At 44.3% G+C, this 22,824-nt stretch carries 24 protein-coding genes and 1 pseudogene; 7 read left to right on the top strand and 18 right to left on the bottom strand.

Annotated features, from left to right (window positions below; all coding sequences use genetic code 11):
- Nucleotides 1-89 precede the first annotated feature (89 nt).
- Nucleotides 90-1,334 carry a glutamate-aspartate/proton symporter GltP gene (gene gltP, locus SB658_RS14485; RefSeq protein ID WP_003234847.1) on the top strand — a complete coding sequence of 415 codons (1,245 nt, stop codon included), beginning with the start codon at nt 90-92 and terminating at the stop codon, nt 1,332-1,334.
- A gap of 35 nt (nt 1,335-1,369) precedes the next feature.
- Here the strand turns inward: gltP and trhO are convergent, their stop codons facing one another.
- The 10 genes and pseudogenes from trhO to purT form a co-directional block, all read right to left on the bottom strand.
- A complete protein-coding gene (gene trhO / locus SB658_RS14480; protein WP_003246287.1) occupies nt 1,370-2,338 on the bottom strand; it encodes an oxygen-dependent tRNA uridine(34) hydroxylase TrhO in 969 nt (322 codons plus the stop codon).
- A gap of 248 nt (nt 2,339-2,586) precedes the next feature.
- Nucleotides 2,587-2,679: pseudogene (locus tag SB658_RS14475) on the bottom strand (hypothetical protein); the annotation flags it as partial.
- 87 nt (nt 2,680-2,766) lie between these two features.
- On the bottom strand, nt 2,767-3,045 hold the full coding sequence (locus SB658_RS14470) for a hypothetical protein (protein ID WP_021481898.1): 279 nt from the start codon (nt 3,043-3,045) through the stop codon (nt 2,767-2,769).
- A gap of 52 nt (nt 3,046-3,097) precedes the next feature.
- Nucleotides 3,098-3,889 (bottom strand): phosphatidylserine decarboxylase, encoded by a 792-nt coding sequence (locus tag SB658_RS14465; RefSeq protein WP_003246344.1) that lies wholly within the window; start codon nt 3,887-3,889, stop codon nt 3,098-3,100.
- Nucleotides 3,882-4,370 carry a DedA family protein gene (locus SB658_RS14460; RefSeq protein ID WP_003234861.1) on the bottom strand — a complete coding sequence of 163 codons (489 nt, stop codon included), beginning with the start codon at nt 4,368-4,370 and terminating at the stop codon, nt 3,882-3,884. The genes SB658_RS14465 and SB658_RS14460 overlap by 8 nt, the downstream gene beginning before the upstream one ends.
- Complete coding sequence (gene pssA / locus SB658_RS14455; RefSeq protein ID WP_009966430.1) at nt 4,361-4,894, bottom strand: CDP-diacylglycerol--serine O-phosphatidyltransferase; 534 nt, start codon at nt 4,892-4,894, stop codon at nt 4,361-4,363. The genes SB658_RS14460 and pssA overlap by 10 nt, the downstream gene beginning before the upstream one ends.
- Nucleotides 4,895-5,089: 195 nt before the next feature.
- Nucleotides 5,090-5,980, bottom strand: coding sequence for an enantioselective carboxylesterase CesB (gene cesB, locus SB658_RS14450; protein ID WP_029726952.1), 891 nt, complete (start codon nt 5,978-5,980; stop codon nt 5,090-5,092).
- 170 nt (nt 5,981-6,150) lie between these two features.
- Nucleotides 6,151-6,549 carry a YbfJ family protein gene (locus tag SB658_RS14445; protein WP_003246434.1) on the bottom strand — a complete coding sequence of 133 codons (399 nt, stop codon included), beginning with the start codon at nt 6,547-6,549 and terminating at the stop codon, nt 6,151-6,153.
- A complete protein-coding gene (gene mpr, locus SB658_RS14440) occupies nt 6,512-7,453 on the bottom strand; it encodes an extracellular metalloprotease Mpr (RefSeq protein ID WP_003246370.1) in 942 nt (313 codons plus the stop codon). Before mpr ends, SB658_RS14445 begins: the two co-directional genes overlap by 38 nt.
- A gap of 143 nt (nt 7,454-7,596) precedes the next feature.
- Nucleotides 7,597-8,766, bottom strand: a complete 1,170-nt coding sequence (gene purT, locus SB658_RS14435; RefSeq protein ID WP_284690742.1) for a phosphoribosylglycinamide formyltransferase 2 — start codon at nt 8,764-8,766, stop codon at nt 7,597-7,599.
- Between the two features lie 215 nt (nt 8,767-8,981).
- Between purT and SB658_RS14430 the strand changes: the two genes are divergently transcribed.
- Nucleotides 8,982-9,809, top strand: a complete 828-nt coding sequence (locus SB658_RS14430; protein ID WP_038827919.1) for an AraC family ligand binding domain-containing protein — start codon at nt 8,982-8,984, stop codon at nt 9,807-9,809.
- Entirely contained in the window at nt 9,806-10,726 is a 921-nt protein-coding gene (locus SB658_RS14425) for a DMT family transporter (protein ID WP_041339995.1), read from the top strand. The genes SB658_RS14430 and SB658_RS14425 overlap by 4 nt, the downstream gene beginning before the upstream one ends.
- Before the next feature lie 256 nt (nt 10,727-10,982).
- On the opposite strand, the gene SB658_RS14420 is transcribed toward SB658_RS14425, so the two are convergent.
- From SB658_RS14420 to SB658_RS14410, 3 genes are all read right to left on the bottom strand, one after another.
- A complete protein-coding gene (locus SB658_RS14420) occupies nt 10,983-12,233 on the bottom strand; it encodes an MFS transporter (RefSeq protein WP_087614845.1) in 1,251 nt (416 codons plus the stop codon).
- A complete protein-coding gene (locus SB658_RS14415) occupies nt 12,230-13,147 on the bottom strand; it encodes a bifunctional helix-turn-helix transcriptional regulator/GNAT family N-acetyltransferase (protein ID WP_089172442.1) in 918 nt (305 codons plus the stop codon). Before SB658_RS14415 ends, SB658_RS14420 begins: the two co-directional genes overlap by 4 nt.
- 91 nt (nt 13,148-13,238) lie before the next feature.
- Nucleotides 13,239-13,487: a YbeF family protein gene (locus tag SB658_RS14410; RefSeq protein ID WP_003234879.1), complete on the bottom strand. Its 249-nt coding sequence runs from the start codon at nt 13,485-13,487 to the stop codon at nt 13,239-13,241.
- Nucleotides 13,488-13,783: 296 nt separating this feature from the next.
- Between SB658_RS14410 and glpT the strand changes: the two genes are divergently transcribed.
- Together glpT and SB658_RS14400 are read left to right on the top strand one after the other, a co-directional pair.
- Entirely contained in the window at nt 13,784-15,118 is a 1,335-nt protein-coding gene (gene glpT / locus SB658_RS14405) for a glycerol-3-phosphate transporter (RefSeq protein WP_003246460.1), read from the top strand.
- Nucleotides 15,119-15,216: 98 nt separating this feature from the next.
- Nucleotides 15,217-16,098, top strand: coding sequence for a glycerophosphodiester phosphodiesterase (locus SB658_RS14400; RefSeq protein WP_089172441.1), 882 nt, complete (start codon nt 15,217-15,219; stop codon nt 16,096-16,098).
- A gap of 46 nt (nt 16,099-16,144) precedes the next feature.
- Here SB658_RS14400 and aimA read toward each other — a convergent pair whose 3' ends face one another.
- Nucleotides 16,145-17,764, bottom strand: a complete 1,620-nt coding sequence (aimA, locus tag SB658_RS14395) for a glutamate/serine transporter AimA (RefSeq protein WP_003246447.1) — start codon at nt 17,762-17,764, stop codon at nt 16,145-16,147.
- 267 nt (nt 17,765-18,031) lie between these two features.
- Between aimA and SB658_RS14390 the strand changes: the two genes are divergently transcribed.
- Nucleotides 18,032-18,292, top strand: a complete 261-nt coding sequence (locus SB658_RS14390) for a hypothetical protein (RefSeq protein WP_003234883.1) — start codon at nt 18,032-18,034, stop codon at nt 18,290-18,292.
- A 40-nt stretch (nt 18,293-18,332) separates the two neighbouring features.
- Here the strand turns inward: SB658_RS14390 and cypC are convergent, their stop codons facing one another.
- On the bottom strand, nt 18,333-19,586 hold the full coding sequence (gene cypC, locus SB658_RS14385) for a CYP152 family fatty-acid peroxygenase CypC (protein WP_144500903.1): 1,254 nt from the start codon (nt 19,584-19,586) through the stop codon (nt 18,333-18,335).
- Between the two features lie 172 nt (nt 19,587-19,758).
- Here cypC and blaOXA point away from each other — a divergent pair, with 172 nt between their 5' ends.
- Nucleotides 19,759-20,562 (top strand): class D beta-lactamase, encoded by an 804-nt coding sequence (blaOXA, locus tag SB658_RS14380; protein WP_106074132.1) that lies wholly within the window; start codon nt 19,759-19,761, stop codon nt 20,560-20,562.
- A gap of 26 nt (nt 20,563-20,588) precedes the next feature.
- On the opposite strand, the gene SB658_RS14375 is transcribed toward blaOXA, so the two are convergent.
- From SB658_RS14375 to SB658_RS14365, 3 genes are all read right to left on the bottom strand, one after another.
- Entirely contained in the window at nt 20,589-20,780 is a 192-nt protein-coding gene (locus SB658_RS14375; RefSeq protein WP_003234886.1) for a DUF5370 family protein, read from the bottom strand.
- A gap of 16 nt (nt 20,781-20,796) precedes the next feature.
- On the bottom strand, nt 20,797-21,045 hold the full coding sequence (gene csgA / locus SB658_RS14370; protein WP_003234887.1) for a sigma-G-dependent sporulation-specific acid-soluble spore protein CsgA: 249 nt from the start codon (nt 21,043-21,045) through the stop codon (nt 20,797-20,799).
- A 111-nt stretch (nt 21,046-21,156) separates the two neighbouring features.
- Nucleotides 21,157-22,545: an amino acid permease gene (locus SB658_RS14365; protein WP_029726943.1), complete on the bottom strand. Its 1,389-nt coding sequence runs from the start codon at nt 22,543-22,545 to the stop codon at nt 21,157-21,159.
- Nucleotides 22,546-22,824: the final 279 nt, after the last annotated feature.

Here is a 22,824-nt window from a genome sequence, read left to right as displayed (position 1 = left end):
AAATAAAATAACTTGAAAAAAGGTGTTTGCATTTGAATCACGAATGATATGAATATGCCTACATTCTATCGTTCTAAAGGGGGATTCATTTGAAAAAATTAATCGCGTTTCAAATTTTAATCGCTTTGGCTGTCGGCGCGGTGATCGGCCACTTTTTTCCTGATTTCGGGATGGCACTGAGGCCTGTCGGAGATGGATTTATCCGCCTGATTAAAATGATTGTTGTGCCGATTGTATTTTCTACCATTGTCATTGGAGCCGCAGGAAGCGGAAGCATGAAAAAAATGGGCAGTCTCGGCATCAAGACGATCATTTGGTTCGAAGTGATTACAACGTTGGTATTAGGGCTTGGACTTTTATTAGCGAATGTCTTAAAACCAGGTGTCGGGCTTGACCTCTCCCATTTGGCAAAAAAAGATATTCATGAACTTTCCGGCTACACAGACAAAGTTGTTGATTTCAAGCAAATGATCCTGGATATTATCCCTACAAACATTATTGATGTCATGGCCAGAAATGATTTGCTTGCCGTTATTTTCTTCGCCATTTTATTTGGTGTCGCCGCAGCTGGTATCGGCAAAGCTTCTGAACCAGTAATGAAGTTTTTTGAATCTACAGCTCAGATTATGTTCAAGCTCACGCAAATCGTCATGGTCACTGCTCCTATCGGCGTGTTAGCCCTGATGGCTGCTTCTGTAGGCCAATATGGCATTGAACTCCTCCTCCCTATGTTTAAGCTGGTTGGCACCGTATTCCTTGGCCTGTTCCTGATCCTCTTTGTCCTCTTTCCGCTTGTCGGTCTCATCTTTCAGATTAAGTATTTCGAAGTATTGAAAATGATATGGGATCTGTTTTTAATTGCATTTTCCACCACAAGCACTGAAACCATTCTCCCTCAGCTGATGGATAGAATGGAGAAATACGGCTGTCCCAAACGAGTGGTATCATTTGTCGTTCCCTCCGGCTTGTCATTGAACTGTGACGGCTCCAGCTTATATTTATCGGTTTCTTGTATCTTTCTCGCACAGGCCTTTCAAGTAGACATGACATTGTCCCAGCAGCTGCTCATGATGCTTGTGCTTGTGATGACCAGTAAAGGCATTGCAGCTGTACCCTCAGGATCGCTTGTAGTTCTTCTGGCGACTGCCAATGCTGTAGGACTGCCGGCTGAAGGCGTTGCCATTATCGCGGGTGTTGACCGCGTCATGGACATGGCGAGAACAGGCGTGAACGTACCGGGACATGCGATCGCCTGTATCGTGGTATCAAAATGGGAAAAGGCCTTCCGCCAAAAAGAATGGGTTTCCGCAAACAGCCAAACTGAAAGCATATAGAAAAAAAGAACACCTCAATACGAGGTGTTCTTTTTTTATTCAGCAGCAGCGTGATCTTCTGTTTCAATCGCTGCCAGTCTTGCGTTTACTTCTTCTTCTGTCATATTATGCTCTTTCACATACAGGTTTCTTGGGTTCGTGCGGCATTCGTGGCTGCAGCTGCGCATATATTTATACTCATTTTCCGGTGTGCATATCATTTTTTTATTGCAAGATGGATTTGCGCAGTTCACATAACGCTCACACGGTTCTCCTGTAAAGTAGTCCTTACCGACAATCACATGCTCAACACGGTTGACAGGCACGCTGATTCTTTCATCAAATACGTAGCACTGGCCGTCCCAAAGCTTGCCTTGCACCTCTGGGTCTTTTCCGTATGTCACGATTCCGCCGTCAAGCTGTGCTACATCTTCAAAGCCTTGCTTCACCAGCCATCCTGAGAACTTTTCACAGCGTACGCCGCCTGTACAGTACGTTAAAATCTTTTTGCCTTCAAGCATATCTTTGTGTTCTTCGATCCATTCAGGTAATTCGCGGAAGGCTTCGATGTCAGGACGGACCGCACCTCTGAAATGGCCAAGGTCATACTCGTAATCGTTACGCGCGTCGATGACAATTGTGTTTGGATCCTGCATCTTCTCATAAAATTCTGCAGGCTTCAAATGCTGGCCTGTTGTTTCGTTCGGATCGACATCATCTTCAAGACGAAGCGTTACAAGCTCTTTTTTATGGCGGACGAAGATTTTTTTGAAGGCATGGCCTTCTGCTTCATCAATTTTAAATACCATGTCCGCAAAACGAGGATCAGCTTTCATTGTTTCCATATATTTTTCAGTCTGTTCAACCGTACCTGATACCGTACCGTTAATTCCTTCAGAAGAAACAAGGATACGGCCTAACAAACCAAGCTCCTTACAAAAAGCCAGATGCTGCTCTCTAAACGCCTCTGGATCTTCAATCGGAACATATTTATAGTAAAGTAATACTCTGTATTGTTTTTCCATGTTTAAACACCCTGTTCAATTATAGTTAGTTGCTATGCACACTCTTACTATATCATACAGGAAAATGCCGCAAAGATGAACAGATCCGCCCAGACTGATAAAAATAACCAAGCTCTTACAAACCTAAGCAGCACAAGGGTTTCTCATGGCAAACAAGTATTTTCCATTCATTCACTAATCGATATAGTTATCTGAAAACTATCAAACAAAAGGTACACTCCACCTGTTATAGCACAGGAGGACGCCGCTCACTTGATAATGACAGAGGGCGTGATATGCTCCAGCCAAATGACACCGTCATATTGTTCCTTAAGGATCATCTGCTCTTCTGTGAATCCCCAATTAGGTTCTCTAGTCATTACGAGATAGATATAGAAAAAGTTTCCTTTTCCTACCAACAAAAAAAAGCTTCTCTGTTGAAAGAAGCTTTAGCTGGATTCTCTCATCACCTGATGAAAGTAAAACCGATACGTATTTCGTAAAAATGTCTCAACTGGAAGCTGCACATCCGCTTGGTATTTGCTGATGATGAATGGAAACCGCTCGATTCCTTTTTCGCGCAAATTGTTCGCTTGTTCATCATCTATTGCCTTCTCTTGCAAAACCGCTTCAACGATCGGCCAGCACACTTCTCGCACTTGCCGCAGGACGGCTTCATCTCCGGTGTTCTGATAATCTGTAATCCAGCTGATGATTTGTTTCTCCATAAGTCTCACCTTTCTTCAAAAAAAGAGGCGCTGCGTTTGCAAGCTCCTCTTTTTACTCTTCATAACCTATCAGTTCTCCGACTTGAACTTCTTGGCCTTCTGCTAAATGGGCGGACGGCTGGAACGCGTCTTTTTCAAAAACCAAAATGACGGTTGAGCCAAATGAAAAGTATCCCAGCTCCTCGCCGATCTCCAATTCAGTACGGGTATTCGTCTGCACGATAGAATTAATATTCATCGCGCCGACAGGAATCATCAGGACATTTCGGCTGCCGCTATTCAGCTCGTACACAAACCGATAATTTTTCGACAGCACATCTTTCCCGTATTTTAAGCCTAGTTGATTTACCGGGTATGAGCGATTTCCGAGCTCGGCCAGCTTTTGATACCTGCAGCTGATCGGAGAATGGAAACGGTGATAATGCCTCGGGCTTAGATACAGCACGACGAAGTAACCGCCATTGTATTGATGGTCTGCGCTTTTACAGCCGGTCAGCTCAGCGAATGAGTAATCTTTTCCCTTCACCGTAAAGGTTTGATTCGGGTTGATGATTCCTACCGTCTGAACCACACCGTCAACAGGGCTGACCACCGCATGCGCCTCTTTTGACACAGGGCGCCGCTCCAGATTTATTTGTCGAATGAACAATTCGGACAGCGATCCGTAATCAGCAGCCGTACCGTCCACATCATCCCAATTCAGCCGAAAATGTTTTGAGAAAAGCGGAATGACCGGTTTGCTGATTTTCGACTCGCAAAATCCTTTAATCAGATAGGATGACAGACGATGATTCGTCAGCTCTATCAATGATCGATACAGAATCTTTACAGCCGTATTAAACATGAATAATCCCTATAACCCTTCCGATTGTAATAAAAACAAAGCACCATAAAAAGGCGCCGATTGCAGCAAACGCAACATACGTTTTCAGATCCATTTTGCCGATCCCCGAAAAGTAGCACGTCACATGTCTGACGCCGGGAATAAAATAACCTAAAATAAGAGAATATGGACCGTATTTCTTCATCCATTTTTCCACTTTCATCATTCTTTTTTCTTTTAAGCCGACCCACTTGCCGTACTTGTCGATAAACGGGCGTCCGGCTTTTCTGCCAATCATGTAGCTGATCAGCATACCTAACAAAGCCCCGACAAAACTAATCAATATCGAAAGCTCATAATTCAATACATCGGTATGCGTGAAATAGCCAACAACGGTCATCATCACTTCATCTGGAATCGGCAATCCTACAATTCCTAATACCAGCATCAAAAAAATAGCGAGATAACCGTAATCCGCTATGAGCTGCTGAACTAATTCCATCTCCCAGACTCCAGGTTTTCTGCCGCATGTTTTTTAAAATGAGGGAATTTTATTTTACTCACCATCAAATATGAGAGTCCGCAAGTGCCGATTGCCAGAAGGATCGGGTTATAGGTGAAGCTTAGAATAACGAGACACATGCCCGCAAACGGAATCGGCATACCGATAAACGTCGGGAGCTTGCTTTGTTCAATGTTAAATTTAGAGAGGCGAAGCATTCCGCAAATGCTGTACGTCAATGCGCATAAGATCCCGATAAATGGCAGGGTATACAACGCGACACTGTAAGCAAGCATAGAAGGAGCCACCCCAAACGTAACCAGATCGGCAAACGAATCCAGTTCTCTCCCCATATCAGAAACGGCATTCAGCTTACGAGCAGCCATCCCGTCAAAGAAATCAAGGAACATGCCTGTAAAAATAAAAAGCACTGCTGAATGAATGTTGTGATATAGCAAGGAATGAATCGCCAGCAATCCGCAAATGAAGTTTCCTATCGTAATCATACAGGGGATGTAATTCACAGTGTAACCAAACCTCCAATTGTAAAACCATCTATATTATTTGACGATAGTGATCGAATAGCGTTACAGGAAAAATTTTTCTCCAATAAGCATGATAACATAGAATGCTCCCAAAAAAAGCAGCATTCAAATTCTATTATTATACAACATTTGTTACCTTTTGAAAAATGAATGCCAATCTTTTCATGTTCCTTACTATTTTATCCCCCCGCATAAAAAGGACAAGACGCGTTGATTGACGTACTCTGGCTGCTCCAGAGATAACAGATGTCCGGCGTTCTTTACGATTTCAGCCTGAATTCCCGGCACCAATACCGAAGCCCGCTCAAAGGCCATTTGCTGATGGTACATAGCCTCGTGCTCACCGAACATCAGAAGTACCGGGACTTGTATTGATTTCAATTCCTGGTCTGTGAACACGTACGGAAAGCCGTTTTCTGTCGGCTTCAGGCTCCTTTGCTCATCCTGCCATTCCACGCCCGCCACAATTTGTCTTTGCAGTAAAGGATGCAGATCATAACTGTCGCCTGTGATCCACTTGATATATGATTCAGCTCCTTTTTCCCCTGTAAGCTCTGCAGCGTATTTATAGACATCCGGATGAAATGAAATAAACGCTTCAGCGGGACTCATAACAACCGCCCGCTCTACTCTTTCAGGCGCGCGGAGTAAGAAATTCACGATATGGGACCCGCCAAGCGAAAGGCCGGCCAGGTGTGCCGTCTCAAGTCCAAGAGAATCAAAGACATCTTTCATCCATTCTGCAAAATCAGCTCTCGTTTCCATGGCTGCTGATGGTATACTTTTATTTTTGTCTCCTATTATATCGACCGCATATGTACGAAATTGACGGCTCAACGCCGCGATATTCGGATACCACATCGCAGAGCTGAAAAGGCCCCCGTGAAGCAAAATGAGCGAAGGTGCGTCCTTTGGCCCACTTGCAATGATATGTGTTTTTCCAAAACGAGTAGAAACATAGAATGCTTCCGACTCAATCGGCCACAAAGAAAGGCTTTGATCATATGCCTGGCAAAAGCGCAGACCACTTTCAACCGCGGCAAACTGCATTGAATCTTGTATCATTTTCTTCTTTTTCCTCCGGGTTTGATTGATATAAAATAAAGGATAACGCCCCTTTTGTCTCGTAAGAAAAAATACCTATTTCTTATTATCTCACATAATAAATTTCCAGTATATAGTTTGGTTTCCTGCAATAAATAAAAAAGGCAGTTCCCTTAAAATCAAGGAAACTGCTATTCTTTGAAGACTAATGGAATGGCATGATCTTTTTTATCCTCTGTTAACGAGATGTGATGGGTTACTGATGTTTCACCCTTCGTCAACGCGACTGAGTAATCGCCTTTTCTGCCGGTATCCCATTTGATATCTCCGTTTTTGTCTGTTTTACCGAGTATCTCGCCAATCTCTGTACTCGGCTCCTCATCTGAAGAGGGCGCTTTGACAATCGTCACTTGAACCCCTTCGACCGGCAGCCCCTTAGCATCCTCCACATGAAGAGTGACAGGAATAGTCGTTTCTTTTTGAGAAGAATGCGTCTGCGAACTGCACCCGCATAAAAACAAAATAGACATGAATATGGCTAGTTTGCTGTATTTATTGATTTGCCCAATATTGAATATTGTTGAATACATCGTTCGTCACCCTTGTTCCCAAGTTATATGACGATCCTCCGTTCGTGTGAATGGCAATAGCTGTCTGCCCTGTATCACTGTAGTTTCGATAAACAGGCGAGCCGCTTTGGCAGCCGTACGTATCGGTTGTATAGGTCAGCTTATACGTTTCAGCGGAGCGAATCGGCTTTGTATCAGACCACATCGTGCCAAAGGTTTTGTCACACGGGAATCCTGTCACTGACGAGGAAAGGCCCACGGGACTGCTGCTGTTTGTAGTCCGGTAGCCGTACCAGCCAACCGTGTTTCCAGGAGAACCGTTTAATTTAATAGCTCCGTAATCATAATTGGTGTCTTTGCTTTCCGTCCATCCTTTGACGGAGTAAAACATCGTGCCTGAATAAGTACCGTACGGATATGACGAACCATTGCGGCCCGGCGCGGCGGTTATCGTCGAAGCCCATCCATGATCCTGGCTGTACACACAATGTCCAGCTGTGACGACTGTATTTGGATTGACTAAAAATCCGGTACATCCATAAGTGCTTGAAGTGTTGGGATACTTGATTGACAGTTGAACGGTTGCTCTATATGGAAAAGATGTCGTGCTGGAGATTCTGGTGCGTTCATCAGTTCCGATAATGCTCGAAGGCTGTAAGGTTTGAATGTTTTTTTCCAGTTCCGTTTGGCCGCCGTATAACGATTTACTTGTTTTTCCGGTTCCCTCATAAGGGGCGGAAACCTGATCTGCTTTTGACGTTTGGTTTTTCGTAGCATCAGCTTCTTTACCGGTATTCGATACAGAAGTTTGCGGGTTCTCTGCCGCTTTTGCCGGTACGCCAAAAGAAACCGCTGCTGCCAAAGCCAAACACAAAACCGTTAAGTAAGCGAACCATTGTTTTCTGAATCTTGGAACTAATTTCATTTTGTCATCTCCCTCCTTTAGTGTCAACCACCCGTATTGATGGAAGACTTTTACATTATAATCGGGTTTCTGATTCTTATGATAAAACTTTTACGGAGAAAGAAAAAAACAGGCCTTGTCCCATGACAAGACCTGCTCAAACTCTATTTTATCGTTAGCTGTTCCAACGCTTTCTTTGCATTCTCTCTTGCCGTTTCAACTGAATCAGCAGCAGAGAGCGCAACTGCGATACGACGTCCGGCTTTCGTTATCGGCTTTCCAAAGACGCGCACTTGAGTCTTTGGGACTGCCAGTGCGTTTTCCAATCCTTCAACAGTGTAATCCGCTAATTCTTCCGGCGCTTTGAGGGGCCTGCTGGCGCCAGGAGAAAGCTGTGTGATTTCTGTAATCGGAAAGCCGAGAATCGCCCGGACATGCAGTGCGAATTCTGACAAATTTTGCGTCACCAGCGTGACAAGACCCGTATCATGCGGACGAGGAGATACCTCACTGAAATATACCCTATCTTTCGCAAGGAACAGCTCAACACCAAACAGGCCGTATCCGCCAAGCTCATCCGTGATCGTTTTCGCAATATGCTTCGCTTCTTCTATTTGCTGCTCTGTCATATCATGCGGCTGCCACGATTCGATATAATCCCCGTCCTTTTGCACATGACCGATCGGCTCGCAAAATGCCGTACCGTTAACCGCACGTACGGTTAAGAGTGTGATTTCTGATTCGAATGGGATAAACTCCTCAACGATCACGCGGCCGTTTTTCACCCGTCCGCCTTCCATCGCAGTCTCCCAGCAGCTCTCTAAATCCGCTTCAGAGCGGCAGATACTTTGGCCTTTTCCAGAAGAACTCATCAATGGTTTAACGACACAAGGAAAACCGATCTGTGCTGCCGCTTGTATAAATTCATCATATGTATTCGCAAATTCATAGCCAGCCGTCGCAAGTCCAAGCGTTTCCGCCGCAAGCCGTCTGATGCCTTCCCGATCCATCGTCAGCTTGGCCGCACGGGCATTCGGGATGACGTGAAATCCTTCCTCTTCAAGCTTCAACAATTCATCCGTCGCGATCGCCTCCACCTCAGGCACAATCAAATCCGGCTTTTCTTTCTCAATAATGGTTCTGATCTGCTCTGGGTCCAGCATATCAACGACATAACTGTTATGCGCGACCTGCATCGCAGGAGCATGCTCGTAACTGTCAACTGCCACCGTCTGTACCCCAAGACGCTGGGCTTCAATCACTACCTCTTTACCTAATTCACCTGAACCTAACAATAAAACCTTCTTTGATTGATACATCTTTGCCCCTCCTATCTGTTCCAAACCATTATAACTGAAATATTTGAAAAATAAATTTTTATTAAAAAAGATAAAATTATTATTGAGGGTTAAAATCTTTTAAATTCTTAGATGAAAGCAGATCAATAACGGTCTGCTTTCTCTATTCCTAAACAGCAACATCATACAAGAAATCCCCCAAAATCATGCTACACTTAATCCAAGACCACCACACCGACAGGAGGCATCCCATGCAAAACGAAACCCGCACACTGCAGCTTGACCCACACCTTCATATAGAAGCCTACCGCTTCAAGGGAATTATGCAGAAGTTCCCGAACCACTTTCACGATTATTATGTGATTGGATTTATTGAAAAAGGGCAACGGTATCTGGCCTGTCAGGATCAAGAATATATCATCAATCCAGGTGATCTTCTCCTCTTTAACCCCCGTGACACGCATAGCTGTGAACAGATTGACGGCCGGACGCTTGATTATCGGTGTATCAATGTTATGCCGGATATCATGGAGAAGGCGGTGAAAGAGATTACTGGCTCCGGGCATCTCCCTTATTTCTCCCAGCATGTGTTATTCCGCCATGAGCTGACAGCTAGCCTGCAGGAATTGCATATTTTGATATCCGAGGAAAAACAAGCTTTGCGTAAAGAGGAGCTGTTTCTTCATCTATTAGAGGAGCTGATCCGCCATTATTCAGATGTCACGTTCCTTAGCAGCGTTCCAGAACCATCAGACGAAGTCAAAATGGTTTGTGAATTTTTAGAAGAGCATTATGCCGAAAATGTCACACTCAATGATTTGAGTGAATTAACAGGCTGGAGCAAGTATCATTTATTGCGTTCATTTACAAAACAAAAAGGCATTACCCCTAATAGCTACATGGAAACAATCCGGATTAATCAAGCGAAAAAACTCCTTGAACAAGGGGTAAGGCCGATTGATGCGGCATTTCATACAGGATTCAGCGATCAGAGCCATATGACGAAGTTTTTTAAACGGCAGGTGGGGCTGACGCCGAAGCAATACATGAAGATTTTTGAAAAGGAGCTTCACAGATGAACATACAAAGAGAAACTTCGGGGCATATCGCAGCCATTGTGACCATTCTGATTTGGGGGACGACCTTTATTTCGACAAAAGTTCTGCTGGCTGACTTCTCTCCAATGGAAATATTATTTTATCGGTTTTTGATGGGCTTTATCGCTCTTATCCTCGTCCGTCCCAACATGATTCCGTTCAGGAATTGGCGGCAGGAGCTGTTGTTTGCCGGGGCTGGTTTATTTGGCGTAACCTTATACTTTCTATTAGAAAATATAGCTCTCACCTATACATACGCATCCAATGTCGGCATGATCGTGTCCATTATACCGATGATCACTGCGGTTTTGGCCCATTTTCTGCTCGAAGGCGAAAAACTGCGTCTGACTTTTTTGATTGGATTTGTCTCGGCACTGATCGGGCTTTTATTGATTACGTTTAACGGCAATGTGGTACTTCGTCTAAATCCACTCGGAGACATCATGGCAGCCGGGGCTGCTCTCGTGTTTGGCGGATACTCGATATTCATGAAAAAATTAAGCGCCTACGAATACCACATCATCGAGCTGACACAGAGAGTATTTTTGTATGGCCTATTATTTATGGTTCCCGCTTTATTTTTGTTCGACTTCCATTTTGACCTAAGCCGATTTTCATCTGCTTCAAATATACTCAACATGCTTTTCTTAGGGATTGGCGCTTCTGCCCTGTGCTTCGCCACTTGGAATTATTCAGTTGGCGTGCTCGGAGCCGTCAAATCCAGTGCTTATATATACATGGTCCCGGTTATCACAATCGCCGCTTCCGTCCTGGTCCTGCATGAAAACATGACATGGATCGCTCTTCTAGGAGGCGCCCTTACGCTTTTAGGCCTCTACATCTCGGAGATGAAACCGAAAGCGAAGCTGATGGAGAATGGATGTAAAATGGATGCTTAATGTCTAAATTACAGTTTATGGGTAGACGACAGACATCTCACGCTGCGTTACAAATCAACTATTATAAAAATATGTTAAATAGTCTCAACTTCCCAATAGATGTTTGAGGTTTTACGCTTATAATCGTTCAGAACGCTTCAAACAAAAATCCGAAAACGCCCGCATAGTCGGTATGATCGACTTCGTATTAGAACAAAAATACAAAAAAAGCATCTCTGAATAATCCCAAATCAGAGATGCTTATCCTCTGCTCTCATCACTTCTCTACCACAGCCGCACTGTCACGCGTAACCGCAGCTGGCTCCCTCAGCATCATATTCATTACGCTCGCAAGCACGAGCATTCCAATCGACAAATAAAAAGCCAGTGTATACTCACCCGTTACCGTATAGATGACGCCGGGCACATACGCACCTAGTGCCGATCCGATCTGATGGGCGAGTGACAGCCAGCCAATCATGAGGCCGATCGAGTAGTTTTGAAAGTACTGGGTGGCGAGCATTTGAGTCGGTGCTACCGTTGCAAAGTCCACTAATCCAAACAGAATCGCAAAGGCTAAAAGCAAGTAGGGCTCGTGGCTGTAAATAAGAATCACGATCGACAGCGCCCGCACCGCATATAAAAAGCACAGGATTTTCCGGCTGCTCCACCGGTCCGCTACAATTCCGGACAGCAAGATGCCAGCAATATTAAAGCCTGCCAGCAGACTGACAGCAGCACTCGTGACTGTCGTTGAAAAGCCATGATCATGAGAAAACGGAATCAAATGGGTATCCATCAGCCCCACGGTCGTAAATCCACAGATCAAAAACGGAAAAATCAAGAACCAGAATTGCCTCATACGAAACATCCCGGCCACTGAAAGAGCTGTTGTTTTGGGTGCTGTTTCTTTTTCTGATGCAGCCAGTCCGCCTATCGGCTCTGTATTCTTTTCTGAAGGATTGTTCCGAAGCATCAGCAGCGCAGCCGGAAAGACAATCACGATTAACAGCAGTCCCAACACCACAACCGTCAGCTTCCAGCTAAACCAATGGATCAACATGAGTGAGCCGGGAACGAGAAGCATTTGCCCCGCGCCAAAGCCTGCTTCCATGATCCCAAAGGCTAGTCCCCGCTTTTTGCTGAACCAATTGACGACCAATACACTTGCCGCCACATTCGACGCTCCTCCCACTCCAAGCGAGACACCCAGCCCATAAAGCAAAAACAGCTGCCAAGGCGAAGTCACAAGGTATGTTAAGAAAATGCTGACTCCTGTCAGTAACGCACTCCATGCCAAAACAGCCCGGGCACCCCATTTGTCCACAAGCCGACCGATCACAGGCTGTGATATGCCATAAACAATAAAACTCATCGTCGAAATCAGCGAGATGGTGCTTCTATCCATTGAAAATTGCCGTTCCCACGGCTCCACAAACGCACCAAACGACAGCCGCACCCCCTGAACCGCCAATAAGATCAAAAAGGTGACGGAGACGATGATCCACGCATAATGCAGTCTTTTCATGACAGCTCCAAATCCCACCGTTCTTCTGTCAGCTGCTGTCCCCATAATGGCGCTTCTTGTTTTACTTCACTTATCCTGAATCCAAATTTTTCATAGAGCGGACGAGCCTCAGCCATGGTGCTCACCGTCCAAAGGAAAATGCGGTCAAACTTCATGTCTTGGCAGTATGCAATCAGATGCTCCAGCAATTGCGTGCCGAGCCCCCTGCCCCGAAAATCCGCATCAACCAGAAACCATCTGAGCTGGACTGTCTTTTCATCGTGCTTGACCAACCCGACAGAGCCGGCAAATTTCCCGCCGCTTTCCGCAATCCATATTTTTTCGATGTCAGCGTCAAATGTCTCCTGAAGATAAGCTAAAAACGTGTCATCCCAACCGTGAGCCTCCGCGTAAAATTGTCTTTGTTTCTCAATAAGGAGTTGAAGATCCTCCGAAAGAAAATAATCTCTAATCGATATCTCTGATGCTCTGGCAGAAAGCGACTGTGAAAGGATCGCTTCAATCTCTGCCATCGCCTCGGCAAGCTTGTGCTGCTCCTTTTGGTTGATTTCCTTCAGCATCAGTTCTACTTGTTCGTTGGCTTTCTCCTCCAGCTTTTTATAAATCGTTTTTCCTGTTTCTGTGACAAAAATGTAATGGTGGCGGGCGTCATCTTTGCTCCTCTGTTTATAAATCAAATCTTCTTTTTCAAACTGCTTCACAATCCTGCTGACATATCCCCGGTCAAGCCCCAGCTTATCCTGAAGAGCTTTTGCCGTACAATTAGGCGTATTATAAATCTCAAATAAAATCCGTGTTTCTGTTAAGGAAAACGGGCTGTCGTAAATGTGCTCATTAAGGAAACCAAGGACGTTTGTATAAAATCGATTGAACTTTCTGAATTTTAACCCGACAGATGATTCTCTTGTTTTCAAATCAATCCCCACTTTCTAATATCGTTGACTAAAGCAATTATAATCACATATAGTTGCTTTAGTCAACGATATGTTAGAAAGTGAGGTCTTTTTAATTTCCTGATTCCTTCCTTTTCCTTACCACAATCAATGTGATATAGGATAAAGCCAGAGAAACCAAGCTATAGACAACAGCCCATCCCAAAAATGATTGATTAAAAATGGTAAAGGTGAGCACAAGAGAAATCACCAAACTAAGCATTGGCATCAGATACGGGTTTTTACAAATACAGGTCCCGACAATCGATAGCAGCATAATTCCTAACGGTAAAATAAAGAATGCGATATCTAATTCATCCACCTTTAAACAGCCTCCCTCCAGATTTTTATGTTACTAGTAAAAAAATATAATTGCATTTAGTAAAAGGATAATATTTACTTCCCTAAGGCCCAATTTGAAAATTACCCGTTTACATTCGCTCCGGACTATGATAATTTAAGAAAGCGCTATCATGATAAGTTAATAGCTTGGATGGAGATGAGGAGAGCCAGGAATCCAACCCCTTTTGACAAGGGGTGTTTTCTGGCTCTATTTATTTTTTGGGAAAGGAGGCACGCCACACATCCAGCACAAACAGCAAAGGGGGATAATTATTAATGCTTAATATATTTAAACCGGCTCCTCATATTGAGAGACTGGATGATTCAAAGATGGATGCGGCATACAAACGGCTCAGGCTGCAAGTATTCATTGGTATTTTCATTGGCTACGCAGGCTACTACCTGCTGCGGAAAAACTTTGCCTTTGCCATTCCTTATCTGCAGGAACAGGGATTTTCGAAAACAGAACTGGGTTTGGTGCTGGCCGCTGTGTCCATTGCGTACGGCTTCAGCAAATTCATCATGGGAATGGTGTCAGACCGCTGTAATCCGAGATATTTTCTGGCAACAGGCCTATTTTTATCAGCAATCGTTAATATTCTATTCGTTTCAATGCCTTGGGTGACTTCGAGCGTCACCATCATGTTTATTTTTATGTTTATCAATGGATGGTTTCAAGGAATGGGCTGGCCGCCATGCGGCAGGACGATGGCCCATTGGTTCTCCATAAGTGAACGCGGCACAAAAATGTCAATCTGGAATGTCGCCCATAACATAGGCGGCGGTATTCTTGCTCCGCTTGTCACTCTTGGGATCGCGATGTTCGTCACTTGGAAAAGCGTGTTTTTCTTCCCTGCCATCATCGCCATTATCATTTCATTTTTAATTGTTTTATTGGTTCGTGATACGCCTCAATCCTGCGGACTCCCGCCAATTGAAGAGTATCGGAATGACTATCCAAAACACGCTTTTAAAAATCAGGAAAAAGAATTAACAACAAAAGAAATTCTTTTTCAATATGTGTTGAACAACAAATTTCTTTGGTACATCGCTTTTGCCAATGTATTTGTTTATTTCGTGCGATACGGCGTGGTTGACTGGGCGCCTACTTACTTAACAGAAGCCAAAGGCTTTTCTCCTGAAGACTCACGCTGGTCGTATTTTCTTTACGAATACGCAGGCATACCGGGAACGATCTTGTGCGGCTGGATCAGTGACCGATTCTTCAAAAGCCGCCGGGCACCGGCAGGCGTTTTGTTTATGGCGGGTGTTTTCATTGCCGTATTGGTGTACTGGCTGAATCCGGCCGGCAATCCGCTCGTAGACAATATTGCCCTGATCAGCATTGGCTTCTTAATCTACGGACCTGTTATGCTGATCGGCCTGCAAGCGATCGATCTAGCACCGAAAAAAGCAGCCGGAACTGCAGCCGGTTTGACCGGATTTTTCGGATACATCGGCGGATCCGCCTTCGCAAACGCCATTATGGGCTTTGTCGTGGACCGTTTTAACTGGAACGGCGGCTTTATCATGCTGATCTCATCCTGCATTCTTGCCATCGTCTTCTTGGCTTTGACGTGGAATACAGGAAAACGGGCAGAGCATGTTTAAGAAAGACACATAAAAGATTAATAGTTTTCCAACACGCCGTTTACATCCGTTTTTTAATATGAAAGACAGGTAGTGCTTATCTATAAGGAGGAGAAATCATGAGAAAAAATAAAATACTGGCCTTGTTTGTTCTGTCGCTGGGCTTACTCTTATTTATGGTAACGCCAGTGTCGGCAGCGTCAAAAGGAAACCTGCTGTCACCTGACCGTATCCTGACCGTCGCGCACAGAGGGGCTTCTGGATATGTGCCTGAGCACACGATTCTGTCTTACGAAACCGCTCAGAAAATGAAGGCTGATTATATTGAATTGGATCTGCAAATGACAAAAGACGGGAAATTGATTGTCATGCATGACGAAAAACTGGACCGCACCACAAACGGAACGGGCTGGGTGAAAGACCATACGCTCGCAGACATTAAGAAGCTTGACGCCGGTTCTTGGTTTAATGAAGCCTATCCGGAAAAAGCAAAGCCGCAGTACGTCAGCCTTAAAGTTCCTACATTAGAAGAGGTATTAGACCGTTTCGGAAAGCACGCGAACTACTACATTGAAACAAAATCGCCTGACACCTACCCAGGTATGGAAGAAAAACTGATCGCTTCTTTGCAGAAACATAAATTACTAGGGAAGCATTCTAAGCCAGGCCAGGTGATCATTCAATCGTTCAGCAAAGAAAGCCTGGTAAAAGTCCATCAATTACAGCCAAACCTGCCGACCGTTCAATTGCTGGAAGCCAAACAAATGGCGTCAATGACAGATGCTGCCCTGGAAGAAATCAAAACATACGCTGTCGGTGCGGGCCCGGATTATAAAGCTTTAAATCAAGAAAACGTCCGTATGATCCGCAGCCACGGCCTCCTGCTTCATCCTTACACAGTCAATAATGAAGCTGATATGCATCGCCTGCTTGATTGGGGCGTAACAGGAGTGTTCACCAACTATCCTGATCTTTTCCACAAAGTAAAAAAGGGTTATTAAAAGCAAAAAACCTTGCGACAACTATCGCAAGGTTTTCTTATTTATTTTATTCTTTTCCGGCAGCAGCTTCTGACTGTCCATTAAGCAGCTGAGAATTTATCTCTTTCGCATCCTTTAAGTATTCTGTCTGGTAGCCGCTCTTCAGCGCCCACACATAGAATACAAGTGATACCATCGCAATCAGAACCATATCCCAGCCATAATGAATGACATTCAGGCCGCCGAATTTATCACTGCCCAAATAAGAAATGACCATCATGGCCAGCAGATAAAACACCATCCAGACGCCGGCTTTAAAGTTCCGGCCAAACCCTTTCCATTTCGCCTTCGCCTGATAATAGAAATAAATCGGAAGACCGATCAGGATAATAAACAGAACCTGCCCTGTTAACGGCCAGCGCGCCCAATACAGCACCAGTGACGCAAAGATAAATCCAAGCGGCGCAATCACGTTTAAGCCTTTTAAACGAAGAGGCCTGTACAGGTCTTTCCCCGTCCGTCTCAATGTCATAACTGTGATCGGGCCGGTGATATAAGAAATTAACGTAGCAACGGAAATAATTTCCGCTAATACGCCCCACCCTCTGAACAGGAACAAAAAGATGAACGACACAATCAAGTTAAAGAACATTGCTTGTCGCGGAACGCCGTAAATCGGATGAAGCTTCCCGAATATACTCGGCATGTATTTGTTTTTTTCCATTCCGTAAATCATTCGGGACGTTGTCGCCGTATACGTAATCCCCGTTCCAGACGGTGATACAAATGCATCTGCATATAACACAATAACTAGCCAGTTAATATTCAGCGCAATCGCCAGATCAGCAAAAGGAGAATTAAAATTCAGATGGCTCCAGCCGTGAGCAATATCAGAAGGATTCACAGCTCCAATGAAGGCGATCTGCAGCAGGACATAAATCACTGTCGCAACGAAAAGAGAGCCAACAACCGCAATCGGGATTGATTTCCCCGGATTTTTTGCTTCACCCGCCATATTAATCGGGCTTTGGAAACCGTTAAACGCAAAAACGATACCAGAAGTGGCAACCGCCGTCAGCACACTTGCCCAGCCATTCGGCGCAATGCTTTGACCGCCAGTAAAGTTTTCTCCGTGGAATCCGACAAACAGCAAAGCTCCAATCGTAAGACCCGGAATAATAATTTTAAAAATCGTAATTAATGAATTCGCTTTCGAAAATAGATTGACTGTCCAATAGTTCAGCAGAAAATAAATGAGAAGCAATACAGAGGCAAATGCTAGTCCTTCCCCAGTCAGCGTTCCATTCTTCACCAAACCGCTTGTCCATTTCGCCCATTCCCATGGCCAAGAACTCATATATTGAACGGAGGCCACCGCTTCAACCGGAATGACGGACACAATCGCAATCCAGTTGGCCCAGCCCGCAATAAAACCGATAAACGAACCGTGTGAATATTGCGTATATTTTACCATTCCCCCCGCTTCAGGGAACATAGAACCTAGTTCACTATAAGAAAGAGCAATAAATAAAATGACGACCATTCCAATAACCCATGAAATAATAGCAGCTGGTCCTGCTATTTGAGCCGCACGCCAAGCCCCGAACAGCCAGCCTGAACCGATCATCGACCCGAGCCCGACCATCATGAGGGAAAACGTTCCCATTCTTCGATGCAATTGATTCATATCGTAAACACCTTTCATGTATGATGACATTCTCTTGCTAATTATATTATTATTCTGATTACTTTACTTTGTCAATATTTATCGAATTTTGACTGAAACGATAATAAGTCAATGTATATTACCTTCCAATACAGGAATGAAGTCACTAATTTCTTCTTAAATGGAATTTACTGTGAATTCTAATGATAAAAACACAATAGGTTTAGCTATTTCCAAAACGGGAATGATACAGGAAACACTATTCTTAAAATAGAAAGGAGTATCACCATGAAACAAAAGCTGTTACTTTCAGGTCTCGCTGTTTCAACTGTCGGCATCACTTCTTATCTATTAAAAGACCCGTCAAATCGCCAAAAGGCAAGAGAATTCATTCACAGCATGAAGATGAAAATAACAAAACAGCCAGACATGGAAACGTTCCCAGTTGATAAAGCCGGCCACCCGGACCCGCAAGATATCGAGGACAACAAAATGGTATCAGAAGGCTCCATGTATCCCGTCCAATACTACGATGAAAAAAAGAAGTAATCAAAAAGCTCTCTTCGATAAAGGAAGAGAGCTTTTTAATTTAACTTTTTCGTCTGATTCCGCTCATTACGAAGCCGCTTTCAGGCAATGACGGCATTCTGACGAGACTGTAATGCAGTGATTGTTCCGGAACATCGTATTCAATCTGATGGACGAGGAAATCCAGGCTCGCTTTCATGACTTCAATTGTAATGCCTTCCCCTGGACAGCGGTGGCCTTTCTCGGCGTGCCCCCCCCCTTGAGGAATCATATCAAACGGATTTTCTTCCCGCTCCGCAAATCGTTCCGGCCGGAATTCATCGGGATGATCCCATAGACGAGGGTCGTGGTTCGTTCCATATAAATCAAGCAGCACCGATGTGCCCTTTTTAAACTCACAGTTATTCCATACAAAATCTTTTTTGACAAGCGCCCCTAAAAACGGGCCGAACGGATAATATCTGCGGACCTCCTGCACAAACATTTCTCTTTCCCGGCTGTTTCCAGACCGCAGCCATTCCTTATACTTCGGATGCTCATGAAGCGCCAAAGCTGAAAACACCAGAAAGTAAGAAATGGCGACAATAGGCCGCAATACATTAATCAGCTCAATGGCTGCCATGCGGGAATCCAGCTGGCTTCCATCTTCTTGTGTGTGAAAAGCCATTTCATGCAGCGCTGTTCCGGGAGTCGTTTTCAGCAAGCCGGCACGAGCATCTTCAATCATGACTTCAATCCACTCTTCCGCACGCGGCCTTGCTCTTCTTCCCTTCCAATGCCGCGGTCCCACAGCACCGAACGCGTCGACCATGTCAATGAAGTCATCCGCTCTCTCTTTGACTTCCGTTTCCTTCAACGGAACACCTGCCCAATAGCACGCTACCCGGCACAGGATTTCTTTTGCTTCTTCAAATAACACAACCTCATCTGCCTTCTCCCATCTTGTGACTGCTGCTTTCCACTCCTCTGTCATCAACTCAGCCAAACGTTTTTGATGCGGCGGTGTCATCAATGACAGAAAAAGCATCTTCCGATGGATATGCGCGCTGCCATCCATTCCCTGAATCGCATTAACACCAAACAGCGATTTCTGCACCCGCTTAGGCAAAGCGTTCTGCCGCTGGAATCGATCCGTATCATAAAACACCTTCGCCGCCTCAGCGCCAGTCATGCAAATAAAGTTTTTTCCCAACAAACGGGCCTGAAACAGATCTGAATTGTAGCGCTCTGTTCTGTTTTTAATAAATAAATACCCTTCCTTCAGCAGTGTCAGGCTGTTATCGAGACTTTTGTCATGTGGAATCTGCTCATTCATCCGCTTACCCTGCCTTCCTTTTTACCCTCTATTTTCACGTTATCTTCCGAATATAAACCCAGTAACAGTATTTGTTTACAAAACCAAATTTAAGCGCTTTTTGATTATTTTTTAAAGGAAGAACAAACGAAAGAGAGAAAAGGTAGTTAATCAAAACGAAGGGGAGAACAAAATGAAAAAATGGATATATGTTGTGCTTGTGCTGAGTATTGTAGGGATCGGCGGCTTCTCCGTCCACGCAGCATCATCTGCTCATGAAAAACACTTGAATGTCAGCAGAATGAATGTCGATGACGAATTCAAGGATACGGATGGAACCTTCATTCTTCACGATTTACAAAAGGATCAGACATTTGTCTATAACAGAAAACGGGCAAATCAAAGACAAACTCCGCAATCCACCTTTAAAGTCGTGAACGCTTTAATCGGTTTGCAGGTCAAAGCTGTAAGAGATGAATACGATGTTAAACGATGGGACGGGGTCAAGCGTGAATTCGAATCATGGAACCGCGACCATACGCTTGGCTCGGCCATGCGCGAATCCGCAATCTGGTATTATCAGGCATTAGCGAGAGATATCGGCGAGGAAAGAATGAAAACATGGCTTCATACTCTATCTTACGGCAACGAGGATATCAGCGGGGGAATCGACCAGTTTTGGCTGCAAAGCTCGCTCACAATATCTCCGCTGGAACAAGAAACTTTTTTGGAGAAACTGGCTAACGAGGAGCTTCCATTTGACAAGCCGGTAATGAAAACCGTCAAGCGCATGATGATTCAAGAGGAAGGCGATCATTACACGCTCTACGGGAAAACCGGAACTCGCCTGACAGATATGGGATTAGGATGGTTTGTCGGATTCATCAAAACAGAGCATGGCTCTTATGTCTTTGTCACCAATGTCGATGATTCCGGCACAAAAGCCAAAAACATCACCGTGGATATCCTGAAAAAGTATGGCCTGATCACATCCTAAATAAAAGAGCCCTGCACGGCAGGGCTCTAAATTTCATGCTCAAAACAATAATGATTCACAAGCTCTTCAATCAAATCATGATCGGGATATTCCCCGTTAAATTCAAATTCGATTTCTTCCACAAACTCTCCTTGATGGTACACATGGATGGCTCCGTTTTGACGGACAACGCTAAACTCCGGCTGAAATGTATATCCGCTTCGTTCAATTGCTCCCATTTCTTACCCGCCTTTCTCAAAGCAGTAATTCATACACCTCGTTTAATTCCTTGGCCCGTTTTTGATCCTGTTCATTCTGGGCATACTTAATTTCTTTTTCTAATACATGGTTCAAAAAAGACATTTCATTATCATCTAAGTCTTTTACAAATTCCTCTTCATTTGCATAACGCTTCGCCAGCATCTTCTTGCAAATACGCTGGCAGACTTCATTTTCTAGATGATTCGAAAGTGATTCGCGCAAATAACCGAGTGTAACATCCATTTTATGAACACCTTTCCTTCTGCTATCTTTACCCTATAGCTTGCTAAAATAGGGAAAATCCATACGCAAAAAATAAAAAAAGAGACATCCGCGAATGTCTCTTTTTTATCGTTATTCAGCTGCTTGTTCGCTTTTTGTCAAATTGGCCTGCGTGCGTTTGCCAATCCCAAACACATAATAACTAATGACCACAAGCGCTAAGAAAATCACGCCTACAATCAGGGAGATACGAGTATCATCGTTAAACCACATACCAACCAGAACCATCAGCAAGAAAGCAATCGTCAAATAGTTTGTAAAAGGAGCAAACGGCATTTTGAATGGATGTTTATCTAATGCAGCACCCTTCACTTTTCTGAATCCGATATGGCTGATCAAAATGATAAACCAAGGAATCATCCCTGGGAGCACGCTTGCGCTGTATACATAGACAAAGATCTTCGGCGGCGCGATATAGTTCAGTACAACACCGACAGCCAAACCGATCAGCACCGCAATTGTGCCATACAGCGGCACACCATTGCGTGAAATCTTCTTAAAGAATTTCGGTGCTTGTCCATTGACACCCAGTGTATATAGCATGCGGCCCGCGCTGAAAATACCGCTATTACAGCCGGACATTGCCGCAGTAATTACGACAAAGTTAATAATGCCGGCCGCTGCCGTAATTCCGATTTTCGAGAACGTAGACACAAACGGACTTCCGAGTGAGTTGAGCTCATCCCAAGGATACACCGTCACGATCACAAAAATAGCGCCAATGTAGAAAATCAAAATACGCCAGATAATACTTTGAATCGCATTTCTTAGCGTGTTTTGCGGGTCCTTCGCTTCACCCGCTGTAATCCCGATCAGCTCAACTCCTTGATAGGCCGCAATGACAAGAGACAGTGCAAAGAAGAAACCTGAGAAACCTCCTGCAAAGAAGCCCCCGTGAGACCACAGGTTCGACAAACCGATCGCATCTCCGCCGTTGCCAAAACCGAAGAAAATAATTCCGATTCCCGCAATAATCATCAAGATAATCGTCACGATTTTAATCATCGCAAACCAAAACTCAAATTCCCCAAACGACTTAACAGAAATTAAATTCGCCGCACCAAGAATCACCATTGCCACGATACCAGGTATCCAAGCAGGCAAATCCGGGAACCAATACTTCATATAAGAACCGACAGCGATAATTTCTGACATGCCGACGATAATCCACTGGAACCAGTTGCTCCATGCTGTTATATAACCTGCCATCGGATGAATATATTGATGGCCGAACGTCGCAAAAGAACCTGTGCTCGGCTCGACATACAGCATTTCACCCATCGCACGCATAATAAAAAAGATAAAAATTCCGCATATTGCATAAGCCAGAAGGACAGATGGGCCAGTCCATGAAATCGTGCTGGCAGAACCCATAAACAAGCCAACACCGATCGTACCGCCCAAGGCGATCATCTGAATATGGCGCGCGCCCAGGCCCCTCTTTAATTCTTTATTTGCCACTCCTCTTCCTCCTCCTAACAAAATACTCATAAATGAGAAAACAGCAGACCTGCTTGCCTTCACATGAATCAGTGATAACAATCAGAAAATTCAAACTTAAAATTGTTATATAATCTCCTAAATTACTTATTTCATCATAATAAATTTCTCTGGAAAATACAATTGTTTTTTTCAGGTAAACACCTTTGTTCAGAGTTTTGAATCGTTCACTTCTTTTAAAATCTTTTATATAAAAATAATAAAATTGTTTGAATATTGAAATTAATACACCCCTTAGAT

Origin of the sequence: Bacillus sp. SIMBA_008 (assembly GCF_046535495.1) — a bacterium.
Classification (GTDB): Bacteria; Bacillota; Bacilli; order Bacillales; family Bacillaceae; genus Bacillus; species Bacillus subtilis.
The sequence above is the reverse complement of the archived record's forward strand: the minus strand, read 5'-3'. Positions and strand labels throughout refer to the sequence as shown.